20 protein-coding genes are annotated in these 25,046 nt (G+C 74.0%); 15 read left to right on the top strand and 5 right to left on the bottom strand.

From position 1 onward, the window contains the following. The first annotated feature begins 36 nt into the window (after positions 1-36). Both AB0F58_RS02840 and AB0F58_RS02835 read left to right on the top strand, forming a co-directional pair. A complete protein-coding gene (locus tag AB0F58_RS02840) occupies positions 37-387 on the top strand; it encodes a PadR family transcriptional regulator (protein WP_357137002.1) in 351 nt (116 codons plus the stop codon). Then, positions 384-1,442, top strand: coding sequence for a hypothetical protein (locus AB0F58_RS02835; protein WP_357136999.1), 1,059 nt, complete (start codon positions 384-386; stop codon positions 1,440-1,442). Before AB0F58_RS02840 ends, AB0F58_RS02835 begins: the two co-directional genes overlap by 4 nt. A 93-nt stretch (positions 1,443-1,535) precedes the next feature. On the opposite strand, the gene AB0F58_RS02830 is transcribed toward AB0F58_RS02835, so the two are convergent. Beyond that, a complete protein-coding gene (locus AB0F58_RS02830) occupies positions 1,536-4,001 on the bottom strand; it encodes a PASTA domain-containing protein (protein ID WP_357136996.1) in 2,466 nt (821 codons plus the stop codon). Positions 4,002-4,155: 154 nt separating this feature from the next. Here AB0F58_RS02830 and AB0F58_RS02825 point away from each other — a divergent pair, with 154 nt between their 5' ends. From AB0F58_RS02825 to AB0F58_RS02780, 10 genes are all read left to right on the top strand, one after another. Then, positions 4,156-4,830, top strand: coding sequence for an FHA domain-containing protein (locus AB0F58_RS02825; RefSeq protein WP_357136993.1), 675 nt, complete (start codon positions 4,156-4,158; stop codon positions 4,828-4,830). Between the two features lie 88 nt (positions 4,831-4,918). After that, entirely contained in the window at positions 4,919-5,182 is a 264-nt protein-coding gene (locus tag AB0F58_RS02820; RefSeq protein ID WP_357136991.1) for a WXG100 family type VII secretion target, read from the top strand. Positions 5,183-5,225: 43 nt separating this feature from the next. Further along, complete coding sequence (locus AB0F58_RS02815) at positions 5,226-9,785, top strand: FtsK/SpoIIIE domain-containing protein (RefSeq protein ID WP_357136989.1); 4,560 nt, start codon at positions 5,226-5,228, stop codon at positions 9,783-9,785. A gap of 110 nt (positions 9,786-9,895) precedes the next feature. After that, complete coding sequence (locus tag AB0F58_RS02810) at positions 9,896-11,686, top strand: serine/threonine-protein kinase (RefSeq protein WP_357136986.1); 1,791 nt, start codon at positions 9,896-9,898, stop codon at positions 11,684-11,686. 102 nt (positions 11,687-11,788) lie between these two features. After that, positions 11,789-12,772, top strand: coding sequence for a MoxR family ATPase (locus tag AB0F58_RS02805; RefSeq protein ID WP_357136983.1), 984 nt, complete (start codon positions 11,789-11,791; stop codon positions 12,770-12,772). Further along, on the top strand, positions 12,772-14,163 hold the full coding sequence (locus AB0F58_RS02800; protein ID WP_357136981.1) for a DUF58 domain-containing protein: 1,392 nt from the start codon (positions 12,772-12,774) through the stop codon (positions 14,161-14,163). The genes AB0F58_RS02805 and AB0F58_RS02800 overlap by 1 nt, the downstream gene beginning before the upstream one ends. Beyond that, on the top strand, positions 14,160-16,373 hold the full coding sequence (locus AB0F58_RS02795; protein ID WP_357136978.1) for a transglutaminase domain-containing protein: 2,214 nt from the start codon (positions 14,160-14,162) through the stop codon (positions 16,371-16,373). The genes AB0F58_RS02800 and AB0F58_RS02795 overlap by 4 nt, the downstream gene beginning before the upstream one ends. Positions 16,374-16,428: 55 nt before the next feature. Beyond that, entirely contained in the window at positions 16,429-16,680 is a 252-nt protein-coding gene (locus AB0F58_RS02790; protein ID WP_357136975.1) for a hypothetical protein, read from the top strand. A gap of 3 nt (positions 16,681-16,683) precedes the next feature. Next, positions 16,684-18,075, top strand: a complete 1,392-nt coding sequence (locus AB0F58_RS02785) for a hypothetical protein (RefSeq protein ID WP_357136972.1) — start codon at positions 16,684-16,686, stop codon at positions 18,073-18,075. A gap of 89 nt (positions 18,076-18,164) precedes the next feature. Beyond that, the gene (locus AB0F58_RS02780) at positions 18,165-18,641 is read left to right on the top strand and encodes a hypothetical protein (RefSeq protein ID WP_357136969.1); all 477 of its coding nucleotides are present in this window, start codon (positions 18,165-18,167) and stop codon (positions 18,639-18,641) included. A 60-nt stretch (positions 18,642-18,701) separates the two neighbouring features. On the opposite strand, the gene AB0F58_RS02775 is transcribed toward AB0F58_RS02780, so the two are convergent. Then, complete coding sequence (locus tag AB0F58_RS02775) at positions 18,702-19,586, bottom strand: tetratricopeptide repeat protein (RefSeq protein WP_357136967.1); 885 nt, start codon at positions 19,584-19,586, stop codon at positions 18,702-18,704. Between the two features lie 263 nt (positions 19,587-19,849). On the opposite strand from AB0F58_RS02775, the gene AB0F58_RS02770 reads away from it, so the two are divergent. Then, positions 19,850-20,056, top strand: coding sequence for a hypothetical protein (locus AB0F58_RS02770; RefSeq protein ID WP_357136964.1), 207 nt, complete (start codon positions 19,850-19,852; stop codon positions 20,054-20,056). 98 nt (positions 20,057-20,154) lie between these two features. Here the strand turns inward: AB0F58_RS02770 and AB0F58_RS02765 are convergent, their stop codons facing one another. The 3 genes from AB0F58_RS02765 to AB0F58_RS02755 all read right to left on the bottom strand — a co-directional run bounded on the left by AB0F58_RS02765 (position 20,155) and on the right by AB0F58_RS02755 (position 22,320). After that, positions 20,155-20,373 carry a DUF397 domain-containing protein gene (locus AB0F58_RS02765; RefSeq protein WP_357136961.1) on the bottom strand — a complete coding sequence of 73 codons (219 nt, stop codon included), beginning with the start codon at positions 20,371-20,373 and terminating at the stop codon, positions 20,155-20,157. Between the two features lie 569 nt (positions 20,374-20,942). Next, positions 20,943-21,266, bottom strand: a complete 324-nt coding sequence (locus AB0F58_RS02760) for a hypothetical protein (RefSeq protein WP_357136958.1) — start codon at positions 21,264-21,266, stop codon at positions 20,943-20,945. Positions 21,267-21,414: 148 nt separating this feature from the next. Next, positions 21,415-22,320 carry a helix-turn-helix transcriptional regulator gene (locus tag AB0F58_RS02755; RefSeq protein ID WP_357136955.1) on the bottom strand — a complete coding sequence of 302 codons (906 nt, stop codon included), beginning with the start codon at positions 22,318-22,320 and terminating at the stop codon, positions 21,415-21,417. Positions 22,321-22,613: 293 nt separating this feature from the next. Between AB0F58_RS02755 and AB0F58_RS02750 the strand changes: the two genes are divergently transcribed. After that, the gene (locus tag AB0F58_RS02750) at positions 22,614-23,762 is read left to right on the top strand and encodes a glutamate--cysteine ligase (RefSeq protein ID WP_357136952.1); all 1,149 of its coding nucleotides are present in this window, start codon (positions 22,614-22,616) and stop codon (positions 23,760-23,762) included. 843 nt (positions 23,763-24,605) lie between these two features. Further along, a complete protein-coding gene (locus AB0F58_RS02745; RefSeq protein ID WP_357136949.1) occupies positions 24,606-24,905 on the top strand; it encodes a MerR family transcriptional regulator in 300 nt (99 codons plus the stop codon). The last annotated feature ends 141 nt before the right edge of the window (positions 24,906-25,046 follow it).

The following is a 25,046-nucleotide window of genomic DNA, read 5'->3' as shown; positions in this document are numbered from 1 at the left end:
TATCCAAGATATCTTGTCGTGCATTATATTGGCACGATGAGTTCTCGGGCGATGACGGAACCCGCCTTCTTCATCCTCACCGTGCTGCTCGCCGGGCCGCGACACGGCTACGGCATCGTCAGCGACGTGACGGACGCGTCGGACGGGCGGGTACGGCTGAAGATCGGCTCCCTGTACGGGGCACTGGACCGACTCGTCGGTGAGGGCCTGGTGGAGCCGGACCGCGAGGAGGTGTGGCAGGGCCGGTTGCGCCGGTACTACCGGTTGACCGAGGCGGGTCGTCACGCCCTCGCCGAGGAGGCCGACCGGCTGGCGGCCAACGCCCGCATCGCCTCGACCCGGCTCCGGGGGCAGCGGCCCCCGATCGCGGACGCGACGCCGTCGTGAGCCGCCTGGAGGAGCGCTACCGCCGGGTGCTGCGGCTGCTGCCCGCCGCGTACCGGCAACGGTGGGAGGACGACATGGTGGCCGCCTTCCTGGACAGCATGGACACCGGTGACCCCGAGACGACCGGGGACCTCCTCGACCACGGTCGGCCGACCCTGCCGGAGGTCGCCAGCATCGCCTCCCTCGCGGTCCGGTTGCGCCTCGGCGGGGCCGACGCGCCACCCCGGCCGTACGCCTGGGGCGAGGCGGTACGGCTGGCCACCCTGATGGCCGTGCTCGCGCACGCCGTCATGGCCACCGGGGGCATCGCCGTCGCACTGTGGTCGGCGGGCCGGATCGGCTGGCTACCGACGCCCCCGCCCGACCTGGCGCTCACCCCGTCGTCGAGCACCTGGCGCGCGGCGTGGGACCTCACCGGCTACGCCTGGCTGCCGGCCTACCTCGCGCTCGTCCTCGGGCACCGGCGGGTGGCCCAGGCGGTCGCCCTGCTCGCCGTCGTCCCGCCCCTGGTCACCACCGTCGTTACCCAGACCTCCGGTGCCGTACCGCTGTCCGTGTCGCCCTGGGCGGGCCTGCTCCTCGACGTGGCCCTGCTCCTGGGCATGGCGGCGTTTCCCCACGACGGCACACCGGTGCCGCGCCGGCCCTGGCTGCTCGCACTGCCGATCGGCATCCTCGCCGTCCCGATCCCGTTGTTCGCCCTCCAGGCCACCCGACCGGCCCTCCGGCTGCTCGACTGGCCCGGTCTCTGGTGCGTCCTGGTCACCGTCGCCCTGCTGGTCCACCTGGCGCTCCGGACGGCCGACCGGTCGGCCCGGCTGCTGCCCTGGTCACTGGCGTTCACCCTGCTCACCGCGACCACGCTCGTCCTGCGTCTGGTCACCCTGCCGGACTACGGCGCACAGGCGCAGCGCACCCTGCTCCTCGCCGTCGCCGGCGCGCAGGTCGTCGTCGTCCTGGCGGTGGGCGTGCCGGTCGCCCGACGGGCGGTCCGGGCGGTGCGCCGCCTCCCCTCGCTGGCCGTCGACACCCCGGGGACCGCAGCGGGCGGATAGCGATCCGCCGACGGGGGCGGTGCCCCCGCTGCCCGGACCTCGGCGGTCGCCGACCTCGTGTCGGAGGAGCGCCGGGGGCCGGGCAGCGTTCGGTCAGGGGCGGGGCCAGACGTGGCAGATACCGAACTCGAAGTGGTGGTCGAACCCGCGCTCCTTGAAGTAGGTGTACTCCGCGCTGCCGGGCTGCGCCCAGACCCAGACGGCGCCCGCCCCGTGGAAGAGCGCGTGCAACGGGACGGTGCCGGGCTGGCTGTCCTGGAAGCAGGCGAAGGCCGGCCCCTCCATCACCCAGTTCTGCTGCGCCTGGGGGTTGTCCGAGAAGTAGTAGCCACCCACCTCACCGCAGTTGGCGGCACAACGCGACTGGTAGATGACCTTCAACCCCGGCACCGCGCCGCTCTGCGCCGCCCCCGGCGGGTAGACCTGCCCGATGGTGGACTGCTGGCTCCAGCCGCCGGGGCCGCCGCCGCCCGGGGAGAGGAAGTTGGCCCGGTTCGGTGCCGGTGCCTTGAACCGGTGCAGCGGTACCGCCGGGGTCGACTCGTAGGTGATGGTCACCGCTCCGCCGGCCGGCAGTGCGGCCCCGGCCGCCGGGTCCTGGGCCTGCACCTGGTTGACGGTCAGGGTGACCGCGTTGTCGTTGCGGGTGCAGCCCAACTGCACCGCCTGGAGAGCGGCGCACGCCTGGTCCGGACTCATCCCGACCAGGTTCGGTACGGCCGAGTGCGCATAGTGGTCCAGCACCACGTTCGAGCCCGGGTCCGCGCCGGCGCCCGCGGCGGGGCTCTGCGCCACCACCACGTAGGCCGGGGTGCCCGGTCCGAGGTTGCGGGGCACGCAGTTCAGCCCCACCGGGCACGGCGTGTCGTACGGCTGCCCGGCGAAGTTGCCGACCGCGATCTGCGCCGGATAGACGATCTCCACCGGGGCGTCGGTGTCCGCCGCGCTCTCCGGTGCCGGGTTCTGCCCGGTCACCACCCGCACGGTGGTGCCGTCCACGGCGAGGCCGGAGACCCGCTCCACGCACTTCAGCCGGGCGGCGATCAGGGCCTGGCAGGCCTCGCCGGCCGGAAGCCCGGCCACCCGGGGCACCCGGGCCGGACCCCGGTAGACCACGGTCACCGAGCGGCCCTCGCCGACCCGGGACCCGGCCGGCGGATTCGTGCTCAGCACGTGGTCGGTCTCGCCCGCGCCGTCCGGCTGGGCCACCGGCACGCAGCGCAGCTTCGGCTCCAGCCGGGCGCAGGCCGCCGTCCGGTCCAACCCCACCAGGTCCGGGACGGTCAGCAACTCCGCCGGGCGCGGCGGTGGGCTGGGCCGGGGCGTCTTGGGCGGCGGAGGGGTGGCCGAGCTACTCGGCTTCGGCTTCGGCTTCTTCGGGTCGTCCCCCCGACCGGTGATGTCGATCTCGGTGGAGCGGCCGTTGGTGTCGAAGGAGACCACGATGCCGGTGCCGTGCGGGTCGTTGATCCACACCCGGCTGTCCCGGACGGTGACCTCGAAGGTGGCCGAGGTGCCCGGCACGGTGGTGTAGGTGGCCACCCGCAGCTCGGCCACCGGGACCACCAGCACGTGCCGGGTGGTGAAGTCCGGCACGTACACCCGTCCACCGAGGACCACCGGCGGGCCGAACTGGTGACCAACCCGGTCCGGCAGCGTCATGCGCCGCACCTCGCCGTCGCCGAAGTCGGCGATCACCAGTTCGCCGCTGTTCGGCACCACCACGGCCAGGTGGGTGGGGGCGCCGGGGGCGGAGGCGACCCCGTACCGGGCGTCGAGGTCGAGCTGGCGACGCAGCCCGTCCGGCCCGTAGAGGCTGGCCTGTCCGGTCTCCGGCCGGTAGAGCACCGGCGCACCGCTGACCAGGGTCAGGGCGACCTGCTCACCGCTGCCGGTGACCCGCTGCTTGCCGGTGACCGCACCACCGCTGATCTGCACCAGCTCGCCGCTCTCCGGCGCGTACGCCCAGGCGGTGCCGTTGCCGTCGACCACCGCCGCGGTGACGCGCGGCGCGGGCACCGGCGCGCCCGGACCGTCCTTGCGCTCCAACCGGTTGAGGGTGCCCTGCTCGGCGTCGACCAGGTAGGTCGACCCGCCGCCGCTGACCACGGAGAGCTTGCCCTTGGAGTCCGGCCGCCGCTGCACCGGCTCCGGTTCCAGGGACTCGGTGGGCAGCCGGGTGACCACGCCGGTCTCGTTGTTGACCACGTAGACCAGCTCCGGTCCGACCTGGACCACCTCCAGGGTCTGCCGGCCGGTGGCCAGCCGCTTGGCGGTCCGCGCGTCGATGTCCCGGTTGTCCGCGTTGACGTGCACGACCCGCGACGACTTCTGCAGGTACGCGCCGCCGTCGTCGAAAGCCGCCCGGGAGGACCGGTAGCCGGTACCGAAGGCGAAGGCGGTCCCCGCGACGACCAGGGCGGTCACCAGCAGCACCCGGTTGAGTCGGGTCCCGGTGAGCGCACTCCGACCGGGCCGTACGGCGGCCAGTCGGCGCAGCGCGCGCGGACCGCGCCGGGGCGGTGAGGTGGATCGGTCTGCTCCAGTGGAGCCGGACATGGGAACCCTCCAGAGAACGCGGTAGGCCGCGGGCGCCCGGGGCGGCATCGGCGCGGTGAGGCGGCAGTGTCCGAGAATAGGCGAGGGTCGCGGCGGTCGGCGGGCCCGGCGGATGGGGAAGGATCCCCAGGGGACGCGGGAAGGAGCGGAACCGGTGACAGGGATGCGGATCGAGGCGGCCGACCACACAGTGGAACTCGACCCGGACCAACGGTTGACCTTCGGCCGGATCCGGGAGTGCACCATCTGCCTGGACCCTACCGACACCGGCATCTCCCGGATCGCCGGCACGGTGGCCCGGGACGGCGACACCTGGTGGTTGACGAACAGCTCCACCACCCGTCCGCTCTCCGTCGTGGACGACCTGGGCTTCCGCTCGGTGCTGGCGCCCGGTCGCCGGATCGCGGTGGAGAGCCCGACCAAGGTGCTGGTCGACGGCACGCACGGCCAGCACGGCCTGACCCTGCTGCCGCCGACGGATCCCGTACCGGCCGGGGCGGCGCCTCCGGCGGACGTGGCGGAGGCCACCGCGGTCGGCGCCGAGGTGATGATCAGCGAGGCGGACCGGCTGGCCATGGTCGCGCTCTTCGCCGGCTACCTCGAGGAACTGCCCCGCTACGACCCCTATCCGAAGAGCTACGCGGCGGCCGCCGCCCGGCTCGGCTGGCCCCGCAGCACCCTGGTCAAGCGGATCGAGTACCTGCGGACCCGGCTGCACGCCGCCGGGGTGCCCAACATGACCGGCTTCAGCGCGCTCACCAACCTGGCCGAGTACGCGATCAGCCGGGGCCTGGTGACCCGGGAGGACCTCACCCTGCTCCGTCGCTGACCGCCCCGGTTTGGGGAGCCTTTCCGATGTCGCCGGCCGGGACCGCTGCCTAGCGTGGTCGACGACGCCGACCAGCGAAGGAGATCCGATGTCGGTCATCGGTGGCGAGATCAGCCAACTGCACTCCCTGAACACCAACTTCAACCGGCAGAGCTCGGCGGTGGACAGCCTGCTGCGCGCGCTGCGTACCGAACTGGCCAACACCTACTGGCGGGGCGGGGCGGCCGAGCGGTTCCGGACCTCCTGGAGCAGCGAGTACGAGCCGGCGCTGACCCGCCTCTCCGCCGCCCTCCAGGACGCGGCCCTGGAGGTCCGACGTCGCGCGGACGCCCTGGAGCAGGCCGGCGGCTGACCGGTCGGCGGGCTGGTACGGGTCGGGGCGCGGGAGGCCGGGGATGGAACGGGAACTACGGATCGCGGTGGGGGGACGGGAGGTCCCGATGGTGGTCCGGGCGGGAGCCCGAGCCACCGTGGCGGACCTCGTCGCAGCGATCGACCGGGCGTTGCCGGACGCCGGTCCGGTGGGGCGGACCGCCCCGGTCCGGCTCTGGCTCCGGGGGCGGCCGTTGTCCCGTACCGCCCGGCTGGCCGAGCTGCCGCTCCCGGCCGGCAGCCGGATCGAGGTGGCCGCCCGCCCGGGGGAGGCCGGCGCCGAGACGCCCGGCGCGGTCGAGGTGGCCGTCGTCGGCGGGGCCGGTGGGGTGGCGGCCACCTCGTTCCGTCCCGGCACGGGCCTCACCGTCGGCCGGTCACCCGAGGCTGACCTCGTGCTGACCGATCCGGAGGTGAGCCGGTTCCACGCCCGCCTGACGACCGGACCGGACGGCGCCGCGGAGCTGGCCGACGCCGGCTCGCGCAACGGTACGGCCTGGCGCGGCGTCCGGCTGGACGCGCCGACCCCGGTCGCTCCCGGGGACGTCTTCGGCGTCGGCGAGACGGTGCTGACGCTCCGGCCGGTGGACCCGGCCGACGCCCCGGTCGAGCCGGTCGACGCGACCGGCACCATCCAGTACAACCGGCCGCCGCGGATCGCCGTCCGGGCCGCCACCCCCCGGCTCACCGTGCCCCGCCGCCCCGAACCGCCACGCACCGTACGGTTCCCGCTGCTGGCCATCCTGCTGCCCGTGCTGCTGGCCGGGGTGGCGTACGCGATCTTCCCGAACGCCGGCTACCTGCTGCTGTTCATGGCGCTCTCGCCCCTGCTGCTGCTGGCCAACGTCTTCTCCGACCGGCGCGGCGGTCGTCGGGAGTACCGCCTGGCGCTGGCCGAGTACGAGCGGCAGCGCACCGAGTTGACGGAGCGCCTGGACCGCCTCGCCGAGGAACAGGGGCGGACCCGGCGGGAGGAGCTGCCCGACCCCGGACGCCTGTTGCGGACGGCCACCGGACCCACCCGGCGGCTCTTCGAACGCCGACCGACGGACGCCGACTTCCTGCGGCTGCGGGTGGGGCTGGCGTCGACGACGGTGGAGGCGGTCCTGACCGGCCCGGGTGCCGAGTTCGAGGCGACCGCCGAGCCCCTGGAGCTGCCGGTGGTGGCGCAGAGCCCGGTCGCGGTGGACCTGACCGTCGCCGGGGTGCTCGGACTGGCCGGTCCCCGGCCCGGCCTGCTGGCCACCGTCCGCGCGGTCCTGGCCCAGCTGGCCACCCTGCACGCCCCGCACGACGTCGGGGTCGTCCTGCTCACCGGGGGCGACGAGGCCGACGACTGGAGTTGGCTGAGCTGGCTGCCGCACACCCTGCCGCACACCGCCGACCTGGAGTGCGACCGGATGGTCGCCACCGACGCCGAGCAGGCCCGCGCCCGGCTGGCCGGGCTGCGCCGCATCGTCGACCAGCGCCGGGCCGAACGGGCAGCCACGCTCCGGGCCGGCGCGCCGGCCGGTCGGCGGCTGGTCCTGGTGGCCGACGGGGCCCGCCGGTTGCGGGGCCTGCCCGGCCTGGCCGAACTGCTCGCCGACGGCCCCGAGGTGGGGGTGTACGCGATCTGTCTGGACGCGCTGGAGACCGAACTGCCCGGGGAGTGCCGGGCCACCGTGGTGGTCACCAGTGGCTCGGGCACCCGGGCGGTGGTGCGCCGACCGGAGCACCCCGACCTGGCCGGGGTGCTGCTGGACCGCCTCGACCCGCCCGCTGCGGCCCGGCTCGGGTACGCGCTGGCCCCGCTGCGGGTGCTCGGGGAGCGCTGGGGTGAGGGCGGCGGCGTACCGGAGACGGTCCGACTGCTGGAGCTGGCCGGTCTGGGGCGGACCCCGGGGCCGGCGCGGATCCAGCAGCGCTGGGCCGCCGAGCCGGCCGGACGCTCCACCCGGGTGCTGCTCGGCGTCGGGCCGGACGGGCCGATCACCGTCGACCTGCGTCGGGACGGCCCGCACGCGCTGATCGCCGGCACCAGCGGGGCCGGCAAGTCGGAGCTGTTGCAGACCCTCGTCACCGGCCTGGCGCTCGGCAACACCCCGGACGCGCTCTCCCTGGTGCTGGTCGACTACAAGGGTGGCAGCGCGTTCGCCGAGTGCGCCCAGCTGCCGCACTGCGTCGGCATGGTCACCGACCTCGACGGGCACCTGGTCAACCGGGCCCTGGCGGCGCTGCGGGCCGAGCTGCGCCGCCGGGAGGCGCTGCTCGCCGAGGCGGCGGCGAAGGACATCGAGGACTACTGGGCGATCACCGGCGGGCGGCTGCCCCGGCTGGTCATCGTGATCGACGAGTTCGCCTCGCTGGTGGAGGAGGTACCCGAGTTCGTCAGCGGGGTGGTGGGCATCGGCATGCGCGGGCGGAGCCTCGGCGTGCACGTGGTGATGGCCACCCAACGACCGGCCGGCTCGGTCAACGCGGAGCTGCGCGCCAACCTCAACCTGCGGATCTGCCTGCGGGTCACCAGCGCGGCGGACAGCGCGGACGTGGTGGACGTACCGGACGCCGCCCGGCTCTCCCGACACCAGCCCGGACGGGCGTACCTGCGGGCCGGGCACAGTGACCTGACCTTGGTGCAGACCGCCCGGATCGGCTGGCCCCGGGCGACGGCCACGGCGGAACCGACGAGCGTGGCCCTGCGTCCCCGCCGGGTCCGGGAGCTGGGGCGGGTCGCCCCGGCCGCCCCGCCACCGGCCGCCCCGCCACCGGCCGCCCCGCCACCGGCCGCCCCGCCACCGGCCGCCCTGCCACCGGCCGCCCCGCCACCGGCCGCTGGGCACCGGCCGGCCCCGAGCAGCGGGGCGACCCCGCCGTCGGGACCATCGCCGGTCGGGCCGGCCGGCCCGGCAGTGCCGGACCAGGTGGAAACCGACCTGACCGTCCTGGTCACGGCGATCCGGCAGGCGGCCGAGGCGGCCGGCATCCGTACGCCGGAGAGCCCCTGGCTGCCGCCCCTGCCCGAGCTGGTGGTCGACGCCGAACTGCCCGGTGGCACCGGCGGAGGGGCGCTGGCCGCGCCGATCGGGCTCGCCGACCATCCCGAGCAGCAGGCACAGCGCCCGTACCTGCTGGACCTGGAGCGCACCGGGCCGGTGCTGGTCGCCGGGATGTCCCGCAGCGGCCGGTCCACCCTGTTGCGTGCGCTCGTGGTCGGGCTGACCCGGCGGACCGGCCCGGCCGACCTGCACCTGTACCTGCTGGACCAGGGCAACCGGGCGCTGGCCCCGCTGGCCGGGCTGCCGCACTGCGGCGCGTACGTCGACGGCGACGACGGTGACCGCACCGCCCGGGTGCTCGCCCTGCTCGACACCGAGATCGGCCGTCGGCAGCGGCTGCTGGCCAGCGGCGGGTACGCGGCCCTGGCCGAGCAGCGGGCCGCCGTCGCCGACACCGAGGCGTTGCCCTACCTGGTGCTGATCCTCGACCGGTACGAGACGTTCGTCGCCCGGTACGGCGAGACCGACGGCGGACGGCTGGTGGACCTGCTCGACTCCCTGCTGCGCCGGGGACCGGCGGTGGGCGTGGTGACCGTGCTCGCCACCGACCGGTCCGGGTTCACCCACCGACTCGCCGGGGCGGTGGCCACCCGGTTGATCCTGGGCCACGCCGACCCGGACGACCTGGCCGCGTACGGCATCAACCCGCGCGAGGCCCCGCGGTCGATGCCGCCGGGGCGGGCCATCGGGCTGCCCGGGAACACGATGTTCCAGGTGGCGCTCCTCGACCCCGACCCGGACGGCACGGTGCAGGCGGCAGCGGTGCGGCGGCACGTCCTGGCGACCCGCTCCCGCTGGGACGGGCTGCCTGCGGAGCTGCTGCCCCAGCGGGTCGATCCGCTGCCGGTGACGATCACCGCCGTCGAGGCCGACGCGCTGCGCCGGGGCCCGCGGCCGACCCGGCCCACCGTCGGTACGGTCGGCGTCGGCGGGGACCATCTCGGACCGGTCGACGTGGACCTCGCCGAACTCGGGCACACCTTCCTGGTCGCCGGGGCCCCCGGCACCGGGCGCAGCGGGGCTCTGCTGGCACTGGCCGACTCGCTGCTGCGCCGGCCGGAGGCGCTGCCGGTGGTGGCCCTCTGCCCCCGCCCGTCCCCGGTGCAGGAGCTGGCCGGCCGACCCGGCGTGGCGGCCGTCCTGGTCGGACCGCGGGCCGACGCCGAGCTGGCGGCGGTGCTGGCCGGACTGCCCGGCCCGGTCACCGTGCTGGTCGACGACGCCGAGCTGCTCGCCGACGGGTCGGCCGCGCACCTGCTGGAGGACCTGGCCCGGCAGGCCCGGGACACCGGCAACCTGCTGCTCGCCGCCGGCACCACCGACGACCTGGTCCAACTGCGCTACCGGGGCTGGCTGGCCCGGATGTGCCGGGCCCAGGCCGGGCTGCTGCTCAACCCGGTGTCCCACGTCGACGGTGACCTGTTCGAGGTCAAACTGCCCCGCTCGACCTGCGGTGCCTGGCCGCCCGGTCGCGGGCTGCTGATGGTGCGCCGACGGGCCAGTCAACTCCAGATTCCCCTGCCCGAGCTGGCGGTGCACGGATGAGTCGCCCGACGCCGGAGGCGGACGGCTATGGTACGACCACGGTGGCGTCCAGAACGGAGCATCGGGCGCCCCCGCACCGGTCCGACCGCACCCCTATCACCGTGGAAACCATGACCAGTCCGGACGCAGACCCGGCGGGGCAACCCACGTTGCCGCCGACCATGCCCACCGCCGCACCGGCCCCGCCGGCCGTGCAGGCTGTCGCGCTCGGCAGCCGTTACGTGATGGACCGCCCGATCGGAGAAGGCGCGCACGGTCGGGTGTGGCGCGGCCGACGCCTGGTCGACGACGCGCCGGTGGCGATCAAGACCCTGCGGGAGGAGTACGCCGCCGAGCCCGCCGCGGTGGCCCGCTTCCTGCGCGAACGCAACGTGCTGCGGGCGCTGCGCCACCCGCACCTGGTGCCGGTGCACGACCTGGTCGTCGAGGGCGACACCCTGGCGATCGTGATGGACCTGGTCACCGGGGAGAACCTGCGGGTCGCCGCCGGCCGGGGCGCGTTCGACCGGCACCGGGCGCTCACCGTGCTCGCCCAGGTCGCCGCCGCGCTCGCCGCGGTGCACTCGGCCGGGATCGTGCACCGGGACGTCAAACCGGAGAACGTGCTGATCACCTGGCGGGGTGGGGAGCCGTGGTCCCGGCTGACCGACTTCGGGGTGGCGCAGGTCGCCGACGGACAGACGCTGACCCAGCACGGCCACACCGTCGGCACCCCCGCCTACCTCGCCCCCGAACTGGCCCTGGGCCGTACCGCCACAGCGGCGGTGGACGTGTACGCCCTCGGCGTGCTCGGCTACGAACTGCTGGCCGGCCGCCGGCCGTTCGCGTCCGAGCACCCGCTCGGGCTGCTGCGGGCACACATCGAGGACGAGCCCGTCCGCCCGGACGAGCTGGCCGAGCCGCTGTGGCACCTGCTGCGCCAGTGTTTGGCCAAGCGTCCGGAGGACCGGCCGGACCCGACCCGGCTCGCCGAGCGGTTGACCGCCCTGGGCGCACCGGCCGGCACACTGCCGGTCGACGCCCCGCCGCCGCTGCCGCCGGTACCGGGAACCACCGGGGCGGGGCAGCCGGCATGGCGCTTCGAGCCGACCCCGGTCGCCGCACTCGGCCCGCCGGATCCGGAGAACTTCCGCCCGGACCCGGACGCCGGGACCACCCCGGCCAGCCGGACCGGCACGGACGCACCGGCCGTGCCGACCGGGGCCGACCGCACCGGTACGGGGTCGACCGGAGCCGACCGCACCGGCACGCCGTCCACCGGGGCGGCGTCCACGGGGGCGGGGTCGAGCGGGGCAGCGTCCGCCGGCACGGCGTCGACCGGCAGCACGGCGTCCAGCGGGGCGGCGTCCACCGGCACGGCGTCGAGCGGGGCGGTGCGGTCAGCGGGCGCGGTGGAGGTGCTGGCCACCACCGGCGCGACCGTGCCGGTTCCGGAGCCGGCCCGAACCGAGCCGGTGAAGCGTCGTCGTTGGCTGGCCCCGGCCGCCGGGCTGGCCGTACTGGCCCTGGTCAGCGCAGGTGTGGGAGTGTGGCTGGGCCGACCGGACGACGATCCCCGACCGGCCCCTCCGGTCGTCGCCGCCCCCACCGGTCCCGCTGCCCAGTTGTATCCGCTGCCGGTCACCGCGAGCAGCCCGCGTGCCGGCACGGTACGGCTGGACTTCGGTGACCAGTCCAAGCTGCCGGGCTTCGACTCGTACGTGATCTGGCGGGACGACACGAAGATCGGTCAGGTCACTGCCGGCAAGGTGCCGCCGTACCTGATCCCCGGCGTCGACCGCCGTACCCGGCACTGCTACCGGGTGTGGGCGCTGGTGGTCACCGACCGGCAGCCACCGGCACCGGCCGAACCGGCCTGCCTGACCGCCGACGGCCGACAGTCAGCCAGGGACCCGGGCTGACCCACCGGCTGCCCGCCGGCCGTACCGGCGGACGCCCCCACCCGGCGACCCGCGTCGCCCGCCGTACCCGGCCGTCCGACCGACTCCCAGAGTGAGGATCGCGTGAACACCAGCAATTCCGAGGCCGGCCAGGACCCCGCCGCCTACTTCGCGGCCCGGTACGAGGCGGTCCGGGCCAACGTCAGCCGGGCGCTGTCCGGCAAGCCGGAGGCGGTACGTCTCGCCCTGACCTGCTTCTTCGCCGGCGGTCACCTGCTGGTCGAGGACGTGCCAGGGGTGGGCAAGACCACCCTGGCCAAGGCGATCGCCGCCTCGGTGGACGCCAGCTGGCACCGGATCCAGTTCACCCCGGACCTGCTGCCGTCGGACATCACCGGCACCACCGTGTACGACCAGCGCACCGGTACCTTCGACTTCCGGCCCGGACCGGCCTTCGCCCACCTGGTGCTCGCCGACGAGATCAACCGGGCCTCGCCGAAGACCCAGTCGGCGTTGCTGGAGGTGATGGCGGAGCGGCAGGTCACCGTGGACGGTCGCAGCTATCCGGTACCGGCACCCTTCCTGGTCGTCGCCACCCAGAACCCGGTCGACCTGGCCGGCACCTACCGGCTGCCGGAGGCGCAGCTCGACCGCTTCCTGCTGCGGATCTCCGTCGGCTACCCGGACGTGGCGGCCGAACGGGACATCCTGGTCGGCCGGTCCCGGGACGGCGGGGCCCCGGAACTCTCCCCGGTGGCCAGCGTCGAGCAGGTGCGCTGGATGATCGAGTACGTCAGCCGGGTGCACGTGGCGGACGCGGTGGCCGAGTACGTCGCCCGCATCGCCGAGGCCACCCGCCGGGACCAGCGGTTACGCCTCGGGGCCAGTCCCCGGGGCAGTCTGGCCCTGGTCCGGGCCGCCCAGTCCTGGGCCGCCGGGCAGGGTCGGGGCTACGTCGTACCGGACGACGTGAAGGCGGTCGCCGGGCCCGCCCTCGGGCACCGGCTGCTGCTCGCCTCCGCCACCGAGATCGAGGGCGGCTCGGCCGACGACGTGCTGCGCGACGTGCTGGCGACGGTACCCGTGCCCTTGGCGGCCACGGTCTGATGCGCCGCCTGCGCCGAACCACCGGGCTGACCGGCACCGGTCTGGCGGTGGCCCTGGGCTCGATCGTGCTGCTCACCGCCGGCACCCTCGGCGGCCATCCCACGCTGGGCGGGCTCGGTGCCACCGGTGCGGTGGTGGTGCTGGCCGCCGTGCTCCTGGTCCGGCTGCCGGCCCGGGTCCGGGTGACCCGTACCGTCGCCCCGCACCGGGTGACCGTCGGCCACCAGGTCACCGGCTGGCTCGAGGTGGTCAACGCCGGACGCCTGCCCACCGGCCGGTTCGAGGCGGTCGACGGGCTGACCGCGCTGGGCCGGCTCACCGCGTCGGGCCCGGCCGCGAACCCCGTCCCCGCCGGCCGGGGCACCACCTCCGCCCCCGTCGACCGGGGCGCGGACCCCGCCGGGCGGTCCGTCTTCCTCCGCCGCCGGACCCGGGCCGATCGGGACGACCACGGCAGCGGGCTGCGCGTCGTGGTGCCCCCGCTGTCGCCCGGCGCGACGACCCGCCTCGGCTATCCGGTGCCGACCGCCGATCGTGGCGTGCTGCGACTCGGGCCGGTTCGGCTGCACCGTCGTGACCCGCTGCGGCTGGCCCGCCGTACCCAGACCCTCGCCGCACCCGACCGGGTCTGGGTGCGGCCCCGGGTGCATCCGGTCCGCCCGCTGCCGATCGGCCCGGTCCTCGACTTCGAGGGACGGCTCACCGACCGGGCGCTGCGGGGTTCGATGGCCTTTGCCGCGCTGCGCGAGTACCGGCCGGGCGACGATCCCCGGCAGATCCACTGGCGGTCCACCGCCCGGCTGGGCGAGCTGGTCGTCCAGGACCGGGTGGACACCACCGAACCGAGCGCGGCGGTGCTCCTGGACACCCGGGCCGCCGTGCTCGACCCGGAGCTGTTCGAGGAGGCGGTGGAGCTGACCGCCTCGGTGGTGGTCTCCACCAGCCGCTCCGGTCAGGTGGTCGACCTCGCGGTGCTCGGCGAGGACGTCGCGGAGCTGGCCCGGCTCGGGGCCCGTGGCCCGCTGGACCGGCTGGCCGCCGCCGGCCGTACCGACGACCTCGCCCTGACCGACCTGTTGGCGCTGGTCGCCCGCGCCCCGGCCGGGGGCGGGCTGGTGGTGGTCAGCGGGGCGGATCCGGCGCTGGCACCCGCGCTGGTCGGGCAGCTGCGCCGGTTCGGCGGCATCGTGCTGGTGCAACTCGTCGCCGACGGGTCGGCGCAGCCGGCCGTCGCGCCGGACGGCCCTGTTCCGCCCCGGCCGGCCACCCCGGCCACGGAGCCGGCCGCCGGCACGTCGGTCAGCGCCCAGGGGGGCCTGGTGGTCATCCGCGCCGACCGGGCCCGGACGGCGGCGACCGCCTACAGCGGACTCGCGGGAGGTCGCCGGTGAGTCGATGGCTCCTGGCCAGGTCGGTGCTGGCCGGCCTGCTCGCCCTGGCACCGGTGGTCGCCTTCGCCGGACTCTTCGGCCGGAGCGCCGGTCAGGCCCTGGCCGATCCCGGTTACCTGCTGCCGACGGCCGGTGCCGCCCTGCTGCCGGCGGTGGCCGGGTTGCTGCTCGCCATGACCACCCGGATTCCGCCGGTCACCCGCCTCACCGTCGAGCTGCTGGTGCTCGTCGGCTACGTCGGGCTGGTCAGCCCGGCCCGGGTCACCGACGGGCCGTACCGGTTGCTCACCTCCGTGCCGCCGATCGATCCGGGTGGGCCGGAGCTGGCCCTGGTGGCCGTGCTCGCCGGGCTCGCCGGCATCGGTGCGGTGGAACCGTCGCTGCGGCGTGCCGCCGTGCCCTGGGCGCTGCCGGTACCGCTGCTGGCGATGACCGCCGGCCTGTGCCTGACCACGCCCACCGGTGTCCCGGATTGGCTGGCACCGGCGGTGGCCGGGACCGTCCTGGCGATGCTCGCCACCGCCAGCGCCGCCCCCTCCACGACCACCTCCGCCGCCGCCACGGCCACCGTCTCCACCACGGCCTCCGCCACCGACGCCGCCACGGCTACCGCCACCACGGCTACCGCCACCGCCGGGCCGTCCGGTCGGCTGGTCGGCGTGCCCGGTCTGGTGCTGGTACTGGCCGCCGGGGCGGGGGCCAGCCTGCTCGGGCCGGCCCTGGTCACCGCGTCCGGCGACCGGACCCCACCCGATCCCCGGGACCTGGTCGCGCAACCCGTACGGCCGCGTACGGGCAGCAGCCCGCTGGCCCAGTTCCCGGCGCTGCGCACCGGAAAGCTCAACCTGCGGCTGACCGTCACCGGTGACGGGGCGACCGAACGGTTGCGGTACGCCACCCTGGACCGGTTCGACGGCACCTACTGGACCAGCGCGGCCACCTACTGGCGGGCCGGTCGACAGCTACCCGCCCCGACCGGCCCGGCGGAGCTGGTCACCCAGCAGATCCGGATCGACCAGCGGGGCCCGATCGAGTGGCTGGTCAGCGCCGGGCGACCGGTCGAGGTGTCGCTCGGCGGGCTCGGGGTGGACCGGGCCACCGGCGACGTGATCTTTCCGGAGAACCGGCCGGCGCCGGACGGGTACACCGTGCGCAGCGCCGTACCCCGCTTCGAGCTGGCGGACCTGCCGGTCGATCCGCCGGCCGCGCTCCCTCCGGGCGCGGTGCCGGCCGGGTCGGTGCCGGCCGGGCTGCTCGCCAAGGCCACCTCGATCACCGGGGCCAGCGCGGGCTATCCGGCCCTGCGCCGGCTCGCCGACCATTTCGCCCGTACCGGCGGCTACCGGCTGGACACCTCGCGACGGCCACCGGCCGGGCACGGGCTCTACCAGATCGACCAGTTGCTCGACACCCGCAACGGCACCGCCGAGCAGTACGCGTCGGCGTTCGCCGTGCTGGCCCGGGCGCTCGGCTACGACGCCCGGGTGGTGATGGGGTTCCGTCCCCGGACGGGCAACGCCGACCGTCGCGTGATCACCGGCCGGGACGTGGACGCCTGGGCGGAGGTCCGGTTCACCAGGGCCGGTTGGGTGCCGTTCCACCCGACCCCGGGTCGGTCCGGCGACCGCCGTCCGGACCAGGCCGAACCGCCCCCGAGCAGCCCGCCCGAGCCGCAGCGCACGCTGAGCGCACCGACCCCCGCCGGCTCCACCGGTACGGCCACCCCACCCGGCGCCGGTGCGAACGCCGGACGGCCCGGGGCGGGTCCACCCTGGCTCGCCGTGACGGTGCTGGTCGTCCTGACGCTGGTCGTCGCGGTGGGCGCGCCACCGGCGGTGAAGTGGGCGGTACGGGCCAGACGCCGTCGCCTCGACGACCCCGGCCGTCGGCTGCTCGCCGCCTGGCGGGACACCCTGGACCGCTGTGCCGAGACGGGAGTCGCCGTCTCCCGGGCCAGTACGACCGGCGAGACACGGGCCACGCTGACGGGCCGGGCCCCGGCGGCCGACCTGCCGGCGCGGGAACTGGTGGCGCTGGTCGACGCGGCGGCCTACGGTCCGGCCGCGGTGACGACCGCCGACGCCGAGCGGGCCTGGGCCCTGGCCGACACGGTACGGCGGCAACTCGCCGTGGCGTCGTCGCGCCGGCAGCGGATCGCCGCCGCGCTGCGGATACCGGCGCGGCCCCCGGCGGTCGACACCGGACGGTGACGCTGGGAAACACTTCCCATTGGCCGCCGTCCGACCCGGACCTAGCGTGTCGTCCATGAGCTTCGGATCGATTGCCGCCGCCCCCGCCGGGCTGCGCGCGGTGAGCACCGCGGTCAGCGCGGCGGCGGCCGGACTGCCCCGGACCTGCCCCGTCCCGGCATCGGTGGGGGACCCGGCTGCCGACGCCGCGCTGGCCGACTTCGTCCGCCGGTGGAGCAGCCAGTTCGGGCGGCTCCAGGACGCGGCGACGGTGATCGCCCGTCAGGCGAACCTGACCGCGGTGGCCTTCGCCCTGGCCGGGGAGTGACCGATGACGACCGACACCGCCGACCCGGACGCCCTGCGCCGGGCCGCCCGGGACAACGGGGCCCGGGCCGGTGCCCTCGACCAGTCGGTGCGCACCGTCCGGCGGGTCAGCACCAGTTTCGCGGGCACGGGGACCGCCGGTGCCGCCCAGGTGCTGGTCGGCCCGGCCGGTGCCCGGTTCCACGGCGCCCTCGGCGCGCTGGACGCCGCGCTCGCCGCGGCGCGGGCCGCGCACGAGAGGGTCGCCCACGCGCTCGGCCTGGTCGCCGGACCCATCGAGGACGAGCAGCGCGCCCGCAAGGTGCTGGACCGGGCCGAGACCCGGCTGACCGAGGCCCGCCGGCAACTCGCCGCCGAGCGGGTCGGCTTCGCTGCGGCGGCCAAGCGTGCCGCGGCCGACTCCGCCGCCGGACTGTCCGTACCCGCACCGGATGCCTCCGGCATGCACCGGGCACAGCGGGAGGTGGAGGAGGCCGAACAGGCGCACCGCCGGGCCGCCCACCGGCACGAGGACGCGCTGCGGGACCGGAAGCGGGCCGTCCAGGCGTTCGTCGGGGTGTGCCGGTCGGCCGCCGCGCTGGCGCCGGCCCTGCCGTCCGCCCCGGGCGCTCCCGGCGCGGTGACCAACCACACGGTGTTCGGCCCCCGACTCCTCGACGACGTGAAGACCCGCAGCATGCCCAACAAGGGCCGGGCCACCGGTGGCCGGAACCTGACCCCGGCGGAACGGGCGCGGCTGGCCCGCAACGGCCTGAGCCCCCGGGACCCGATCTTCTCCCTGCTGTACGGCTCACGGACCTGGCAGGGCGCGTGGAAGAACTACGAGAAGACCCTGGTGCAGGGGCGCAACGGCAGCGTGGAGACGCAACTGCGACTGCTGCACCGGCTCGCCCGGGCCGAGGGCGGCCTGGGCCGGTTCGGCAAGGACCGGTACGGTGCGTCGCTCAACGCGCGGGTCGAGGCGTACGTGTTCGACGCCCGGGCCAAGGCCCGGTTGCGGGCCGGCGGGTTCGGTGCGACGGGCGAGGCGTACGGCCGGGGCGGCGCGGACGCCAGCGGCGGGTTGGATCTCAACGCGGGGCGCAGCGGCGGCCGGCTCCGGGCGGAGGCGGAGGCCTTCGCCGGACTCCGGGGCGGTGCCCGAGCCGAGGTGGACGTGCTCGGGGTGCGGCCCCGGGCGGGCGCGGAGGGGCAGATCGGGGTCGGCGCCTCGGCCGGGGTGGACGCGGGGGTCGACGGCGGCAGGGTGAAGGTGCAGGCCAGCGTCGGTCTGGCGCTCGGCCTCGGCGGCAAGATCACGGTTGGCGGCGAGGTGGACGTACCCAAGATCGCCGATCACCTCGGCGACGGGGCCAAGGCGCTCGCCGACGGCATCGGCAAGATCACTCCGTTCTGATCCGACCGACCCACCACCGGGACCGCCCCGACCGGGCTGTCCCGACCGGCCGTGCCACCGGGCCCGGCCCGCGACAGGAAGGAGCCGCCATGACCGTCGTGGAGTGGCCGAACGCGATCTCCCCCGGACTGTGGCCGTTCCGGCTGGCCGCGCCGGAGCAGTGGAGCGCCGTCGAACCGGACGAGGGACTGATCGCCTTCCTCGGCCCGCCGGTGGACGGCTTCCGGGCCAACCTGGTGCTCTTCGGCCGGCGGCTGCCGGAGGACCTCACCCTGGGCGAGGTGGCCGAGCTGGCGCTGCTCGACGGTGGACCGCACCGGGTCGTCGATCCCGGTATCGACCAGCCGGCCGCCCCGGGTGGCCTCCCGGTCGCCGTCCGTTCCAGCGGCACCGTGGTCGACGGCCGCGAGGTGCGCCAGATCGCCGTGGTGACCGAGGCGCCGGACCACTCGCCGGCCGGACTGCGCAGCGTCTACACCATGCTCGGCACCTGTCTGGCCGGACGTGCCGACCCGGACGAGTCGACCCTGACCTCGGTGATGGCCTCGTTCGAGTTGATCCGCTAGTCCGCTAATCCGCTAATCCGCTAATCCGCTGGTCCGTCGGTCCGTCGGTCCGTTGGTCCGCTAGTCCGGCGGGTCGCCGGACGCCGTCCGGGCGCGTGCGAGTTCCCGCGCGACCTGCTTCCTCCGGACGTGGTCACCTGCCCGGTCCAGCGCGGTCATCAGCTTCTCGGCGGTGTCGGCGTACCGGGCGTGACCGGGGCTCGTCTCCGGCTGTCGCGCGAGGAGCACCTGCTCGAAGAGTTCTATGGCCGCGTCGAGGTGGCCCATCTCGGCCGTGGTGGTCGCGAGGTTCTCCAGCGTCGACAGCGTGGCGGAGGCCTCCGGGCCGAGTACGCGCCTGCGCGCCTCGTACGTCTCGGACAGGACGCGGCTGGCCGCCGTGTGCTGGTCGAGTTGGGCCAGCACGGTGCCGAGGTTGTGGGCGGCCTCCAGGGTGAGCGGGTCGTCCGGGCCGAGGATCTCGGACCGGGCGGTGCGGACCCGCTCGTAGAGGCGCCGCGCCGCCGCCAGACCCCCGTTCCTTCCGTCGAGACGGGTCGCGACCTCCATCATCACCCTGAGCGTGGTCAGATGCCCCGGGTCCGCGGTCGGCCGCGCGGCGGCGTCGCTCTCCGACCGCTGGTCCGGGGCGGTCGTCGATGCCTCGGTGGGGACACCGCGGACCCTCCGCCATGCCGTCACCAGCGCGTCCCGCTCCGTCTCGGAGACGCCGCAGGCGACGGCGAAACTCTCGACGAACCTCAGGGGCAGGTCACCGTCACCGCTGAGGTGGCGGCTGATGGTCGACCTGGAGAGGCCCGCCTGGTCCTTGGCACGGGCGTTCTCGGCACCCAACGCGCGAATGGATCTGCCGGACTCGTCCTGGACGTGGCGGAGTAGTCGACGGAGTTCGGCAGGCGTGGTCACCTTCTTCGCCCATGCGGTGACTGTCGAGTCGGTACTCATGGATCCCCTACGGTGTCCCGCGTTGTCCCGCACTGTCCCGTGGCGGCGTCCCGTCGACATTAGACGGTTGGTTCCGTCCCGGGACGGCTGGATGGTGTCCTGAAGACGACCCGGAACGGCCCTCCGATGTCCCGGATCCGTTGCCGCGTAACCCGTTCCGGACCTATCCCGTCCAGCTCGTTGAGGGACATCCAGGACGCCCCCAACGTGGTTCTTGTCCCGCTCCACCTGCGGGAACATGTCCACTGAAGGGTGCCGAACCAGTGATTGCCATCGTCACGTACTGCCTCTCGGTGATCGAGCCGGCGCAGATTCTGGGCTGGCTGCCGTCGATCACCGTGGTCCTCAAGTTCCTGTCGGCGCTCACGGGGTTGGCGGTGACCGCGGTGCCGCCCGCCATCCGGGCGTACCGGCGGATGCGCCGTCGGGCCGCCCGCCGTCGTGCCGCGAAGCCCGTCCGGCGGGGGTGAACAGCCCTGCGGAAACGGTCGAACCGGCTGCCCGGACCCGCACGGGTCCGGGCAGCCGGCTGTCCGTCAGCGGTCGGATCCGGGCAGCTGCGTGTCCCTCAACGGTCGAACGAGCGCGCGTCCGCCAGGCCGGTCGTCTCCGTCATGCCGGTCAGGAACCTGCGCCACGCGGCGCGGCTGATCCGTAACGCCGGGCCGTCCGGGTCCTTGCTGTCCCGCACCAGCACCGATGGGCTCACGATCGAGACCTCCACGCAGTTTCCCTGGCAGCTCCGGGAACTCTTGCGCCACGCAACGGGCGTAGGCGTGTCGCCCAACGGTCCTCCTCTGCCGGCGGCTGGATGTCTCTCGCCATGATCGTTACGGATGGGGAGCAGGCCCGTTACCGCAGTATCTGAGTCCTGCGGTGCAGCCGAGATCCCGCAGCGCCTATGAGTCTAGATAGACTTCGATGCGCAAGCTAGTCTGTCCGGTGGAGGCCGAATTCTCTTCCGAGGGCAGGTCCGTCCGGAGGACGGCATGGTTATGCGGCCTCGGGTCGGTTCCGATAAGCTGGCATGACCGGTGCGGTGGCCAGGAGTGACGGGCCACCCTGAGGAGGTGGCGGTGCCCGGCAGCGGCTTCACCGACAAGCGCGCACCCGTACGTCCGGAGCCGGCTCGGGACCACAGCCGGAGCCAAAAGGACGAAGCCGCATCGCCTGTTCGGGATGATCCTGCCTCACCCGTTCGGCTGGCCCTCTACGCGACCGGCGCGGGAATGGTCGCGCTGATTGTCGGAAAAGCGCTCGGTTCCGCGCTCTTCGCCGAGAACGGTACGGCGCGAGGGGCGACGCTCGTCATCATGATGATTGTCGTCGGAGGCGGTGCCGGCGTTCTCGCGGACCCTATTCTGTCCGCTCTCGCCGCTTTTCACCGGCGCCACCGCCGCTAGCCCTCCGCTTCTCGCGACGCGCCCGCCTCACCGCCCACACCAGGAGTGTGATCGCGCCCGGGAAGAACAGCATGAAGCCCCAGTACCTCCCGGTGACGAAGGCCAACAGGCTGCCGAGGAGGCAGGCGATGAACAGCGTCAGAGCCATCGCGCCGGCGAGCATGTCGGGCTTGCTGAGCACCTCATGGCAGAGCCCGAGCAGCGTGGTGTCCGCCGTGGTCGGCGTCGGCGCCTGGGCGGCCGGGCGGAACGGCAGGTCGCGATCGAGGTCAGCCACGAGGGCCTGCCACGTGCGCGGCGCGGGCGGCCTCGGACCGGACGGCAGGCCACGAGGCGCGCGCCGCTGGCACGTCGACTTGGCGAAGCATGCGGCTGGCCTCCTCCGGTCTGCGCGGGCTGTCGGCTGCGGGGCGGTGGCGATCGGGCTAGAGGGCCGCGAGCGCCTCGTTCAGTAGGGACCGGAGCTCGCCGCCCCCGCAGGCCTGCGCCTGAAGGTTCTCGAACGACGAACTGGCGACCTTGATGCGTGTCTCGTCCTCCCGGGTGGTCAACTCGCCGGCGGCGCCCTCCTCGTAGAGAAGGGTCGGGTCGTCGACGTTCGGGAAGTCCAGCAGAATGTACGACGAGTTGCCCATTCCGACGTGCGCCCCGCTGTTGAAACGGATCACCCGCAGATCCACCTTCGGGTTGTCCAGCGCGGCCTCCAGTCGTTCCAGCTGCTCCCGCATGATCGTGGTGTCGCCGACCTCGGCTCCGATGGTCCGCCGGATCACCGCCTCGTCAACGACGAAATTCGCGTTCGCGAGCGAGCCGCCGTTCTCCAGGATTCGCTGACGCCACTCCATCACCTCGACCTTCTGGGCGATCTTCTTTTCCACCTCCGCCCGTTCCCGCTCGCTCAGGGACGAGAACCGGTAGTCGTTCTTGAGTACCGCGATCCGGTATCTCGGTGTCTGTAGGAGGCCGGGTACGTAGGACGGTTCGAACGAGTGGAGGGTCTGGGCGATCTGCTCGTTCTCGAGATACTCGCGGAAGGCCTTGGAATGGACGTCGCTCATCTGCGGAAGACTCGGTCGTCGGGCGATGTCGGCTATCTTGGTCAACTCGCGTACGGTGCCGTCGTCGGAGAGGCCGTAAAGAGCGAGCAGGGCGAGCAGGTCGGTGTGGGAAATTCCCACGTCGCCACTTTCGATCCGGGTGACCTTCGATTGTGACCAGCGCAACTCCGCCGCCACCTGCTGTTGGGTGAGTCCGGTGGAACGCCGCGTGCGCATCAGTCGTCGACTGAGCCTCTTGCGTTGGTAGGCCGGAGCTTCCAGTAGGTGTTCCATGTAACCCGTCCGATACTCTGTGTAGTTAGACCTCTCTATGGCTGGAGGTCAACTACCCCAGGTTAGCGCGAATATGCATCCCGACTAATCGAAGAGATTATGCGTGACGGTGGTCACCAGCGGGTTTGGCGAACGCCGAACGTGGGTAGGGCACCTGCCGCATGATCACGTCCGATGTGGTCAGCTCACGATGGGTAACTGCCCGCACTGCCAGGGGCTGCCGTTTGCCGGAGCCACGACCGGGAAATCGGCTCCCCTGGCGGCGGCAACCGTCGGCCGCAGGAGGGACGACGATGACGACGAATCGTCCGTCCACCGCACCGTCCGCACGTGCCGTGGACGCGCCGACGCTCCTGACTCTCGGCGTGGAGGAGGAGTTCCTGCTGTTGGACCCGGCAACGGGGGAGAGCCTGCCGGTCGCCGACCGGGTGCTGACCGCACTGCACGGTAGGGCCCGGGAACAGAGCCGGCAGGAGTTCCGGCACAGCATGGTGGAGATGGTCACCCCGGTCTGCACGGACCTGACCGATCTGCGGGAGCACCTGGTGGCGCTGCGTCGTGCGGCGGCCGACGCGGCGCGGGCGGCCGGGGCGCGACTGGTGGCGGTGGGAGCCACCCCGGTCCACGAGTCCCACCGAACGGTGCCCGACGAACCCCGCTACCACGCCATGTCCCGCCGGTTCGGCCCGGTCGCGCACGACCCGGCCGTCTGTGGCTGCCACGTGCACGTGGGCCTGCCCGATCGAGGGCTGGCGGTGCAGGTCTGCAACCACCTGCGGCCGTGGCTGCCGGTCGTGCAGGCGCTCACCGCCAACTCCCCGCTGCACGACGGTGCCGACACCGGGCACGCGAGCTGGCGGTCCATGCAGCTCGAGCGCTGGCCCAGCATCGGACCCACCCCGTACTTCGCCTCCGTCGCCGACTACGACGCGACCGTGGCGGAACTCGTCGACGCGGGAATCATGCTCGACCCGGCGATGGTCTACTGGTACGCCCGACCGTCGGCCACCTATCCGACCGTGGAGATCCGGGTGGGGGACGTCTGCCCCGGCGTGGACGACACCGTGCTGGTCGCCGCCCTGGTCAGGAACCTGGTCGCCACCATGGTCGACAACGTGCGCGCCGGGGTCCCGGCACCCCGGCTGCGCAGCTGCCTGATCGCGGCGGCCCACTGGCGAGCCGCCCACGAGGGGTTGGACGGCCGGCTGATCGACCTGCGGGCCGGCGGGACGCGACCGGCGTGGGACCTGGTGGAGGAGCTGCTCCACCTGGTGACGCCGGCGCTGGCCCGGCACGGTGACCTGTCGTACGTGCTGGAGCAGCTGGCCCGGCTCCGCCGCGAGGGCACCGGCGCGGCCCGGCAGCGGCGGATCATCGCGCGTACCGCTGGTGACCTGGGTGCGGTCCTGGATCATCTGGCGGCCGAGACCATCGCCGGCTGAGCGCGGTCACTTGCCGTCCGGTGCGGACCGGTCGTCGCCACCGGCCTGCACCGGGGCGCGGCTGCGTACCCCCTCGCCGGCGAGGGAGAACCGCCATCACCGCCGTCGGCGAGGTCGGGCATCCGGGTACGTCCGTACCGTCGCTGCGCAGGTCAGGCCCTGACGAATGCGTCTGGACGCGTGGCGCGGCCGTCGATGCGTCACGGAAGCCGGGGACGATCGCCCAGAAAATCTATGCCCAAACCACTAGACATTCTCATCGGGGCTGCTAGTGTTCCTCTTGTTGACAGCAGAGATCGTCGAAGACGCAGACGAGGCACGCCGAGCGTTACGCAGGGCCCGGGACTCATGTCGTGGGCTCGCTCGGCACGGCGGTGGAAGTCTGATCACCGCACAGGCAAGGCATGTGGGAGTGGTACGTCAAGACCCTGGCGTAGTTCCAGGTCAGGGCACGCAGGTGGGCCGATGCTGGTTCAGGGCTCGCCTGGCAGGACAGTCCGCCGCACGTGGACGGGGCCATGAAGTCGCGTGGGGCTCCGACACCGGCGGGCAGCACGACAAGCGCGACCCGGATTGGAAGCAGAGGAAAGGGAGGGCCCGAACACCATTGGATCGCCCGTCTCCGGGAGGCAGTTCGACCCTGGAGCCGGACACCGCAGTTTCCATCGAACGAGAGGTGGTCTCCGGTCACGCTTATGCGATCCTCGCACGCTGAACCGCCGACGGCGGCAGGTGCGGATACGACATCCCGACAAACCTGTCGGTAGATGGTGTTTTTGACCCGTAACCCCGGGCCCCGGCGAGCAACAAGCGCCGGGGCCCTCGTCATGGAGAGGTACCTGTATGGCCCAACCCGACGACATGTTCGGTGACGACGACTACCCCGCGTACACGATGGGCCGCGCCGCGGAGATCACGGGCGCTTCGCAGGACTTCCTGCGTCGCCTGGACGAGGCAAAGCTGATCACCCCCACCCGGTCGGCCGGCGGCCACCGGCGCTACTCCCGTTACCAGTTGCGCCTCGCCGCGAGGGCCCGGGAGATGGTCGACCAGGGCATCGCCCTGGAAGCCGCCTGCCGGATAATCATCCTCGAAGACCAGCTCGCAGAAGCCCTCCGGCACAACCAGAGCCAGCAGCGCTGACGGCAACCGGACGCTGTCCGGTCCCATCTCCCCATGGTCCTTCTGCACAGAGGGACCATGTTCCATGTGGAGCCGGCCCACCACCGCCCATCGACAGGGGACCGGCCCGCGAGCGGATCGTCACAGGGGCTTCCGGCCCGG

Origin of the sequence: Micromonospora sp. NPDC023956 (assembly GCF_040639195.1) — a bacterium.
In the GTDB taxonomy this organism is placed as follows: domain Bacteria; phylum Actinomycetota; class Actinomycetes; order Mycobacteriales; family Micromonosporaceae; genus Micromonospora.
The sequence above is the reverse complement of the archived record's forward strand: the minus strand, read 5'-3'. Positions and strand labels throughout refer to the sequence as shown.

What these genes read in the sequence shown, in the direction of transcription:
- AB0F58_RS02840 (WP_357137002.1), top strand. Translation starts at nt 37, where the DNA reads ATGAGTTCTCGGGCGATGACGGAACCCGCCTTCTTCATCCTCACCGTG.
- AB0F58_RS02830 (WP_357136996.1), bottom strand. Translation starts at nt 4,001, where the DNA reads ATGTCCGGCTCCACTGGAGCAGACCGATCCACCTCACCGCCCCGGCGC.
- AB0F58_RS02820 (WP_357136991.1), top strand. Translation starts at nt 4,919, where the DNA reads ATGTCGGTCATCGGTGGCGAGATCAGCCAACTGCACTCCCTGAACACC.
- AB0F58_RS02815 (WP_357136989.1), top strand. Translation starts at nt 5,226, where the DNA reads ATGGAACGGGAACTACGGATCGCGGTGGGGGGACGGGAGGTCCCGATG.
- AB0F58_RS02810 (WP_357136986.1), top strand. Translation starts at nt 9,896, where the DNA reads ATGACCAGTCCGGACGCAGACCCGGCGGGGCAACCCACGTTGCCGCCG.
- AB0F58_RS02800 (WP_357136981.1), top strand. Translation starts at nt 12,772, where the DNA reads ATGCGCCGCCTGCGCCGAACCACCGGGCTGACCGGCACCGGTCTGGCG.
- AB0F58_RS02790 (WP_357136975.1), top strand. Translation starts at nt 16,429, where the DNA reads ATGAGCTTCGGATCGATTGCCGCCGCCCCCGCCGGGCTGCGCGCGGTG.
- AB0F58_RS02785 (WP_357136972.1), top strand. Translation starts at nt 16,684, where the DNA reads ATGACGACCGACACCGCCGACCCGGACGCCCTGCGCCGGGCCGCCCGG.
- AB0F58_RS02780 (WP_357136969.1), top strand. Translation starts at nt 18,165, where the DNA reads ATGACCGTCGTGGAGTGGCCGAACGCGATCTCCCCCGGACTGTGGCCG.
- AB0F58_RS02775 (WP_357136967.1), bottom strand. Translation starts at nt 19,586, where the DNA reads ATGAGTACCGACTCGACAGTCACCGCATGGGCGAAGAAGGTGACCACG.
- AB0F58_RS02755 (WP_357136955.1), bottom strand. Translation starts at nt 22,320, where the DNA reads ATGGAACACCTACTGGAAGCTCCGGCCTACCAACGCAAGAGGCTCAGT.
- AB0F58_RS02750 (WP_357136952.1), top strand. Translation starts at nt 22,614, where the DNA reads ATGACGACGAATCGTCCGTCCACCGCACCGTCCGCACGTGCCGTGGAC.
- AB0F58_RS02745 (WP_357136949.1), top strand. Translation starts at nt 24,606, where the DNA reads ATGGCCCAACCCGACGACATGTTCGGTGACGACGACTACCCCGCGTAC.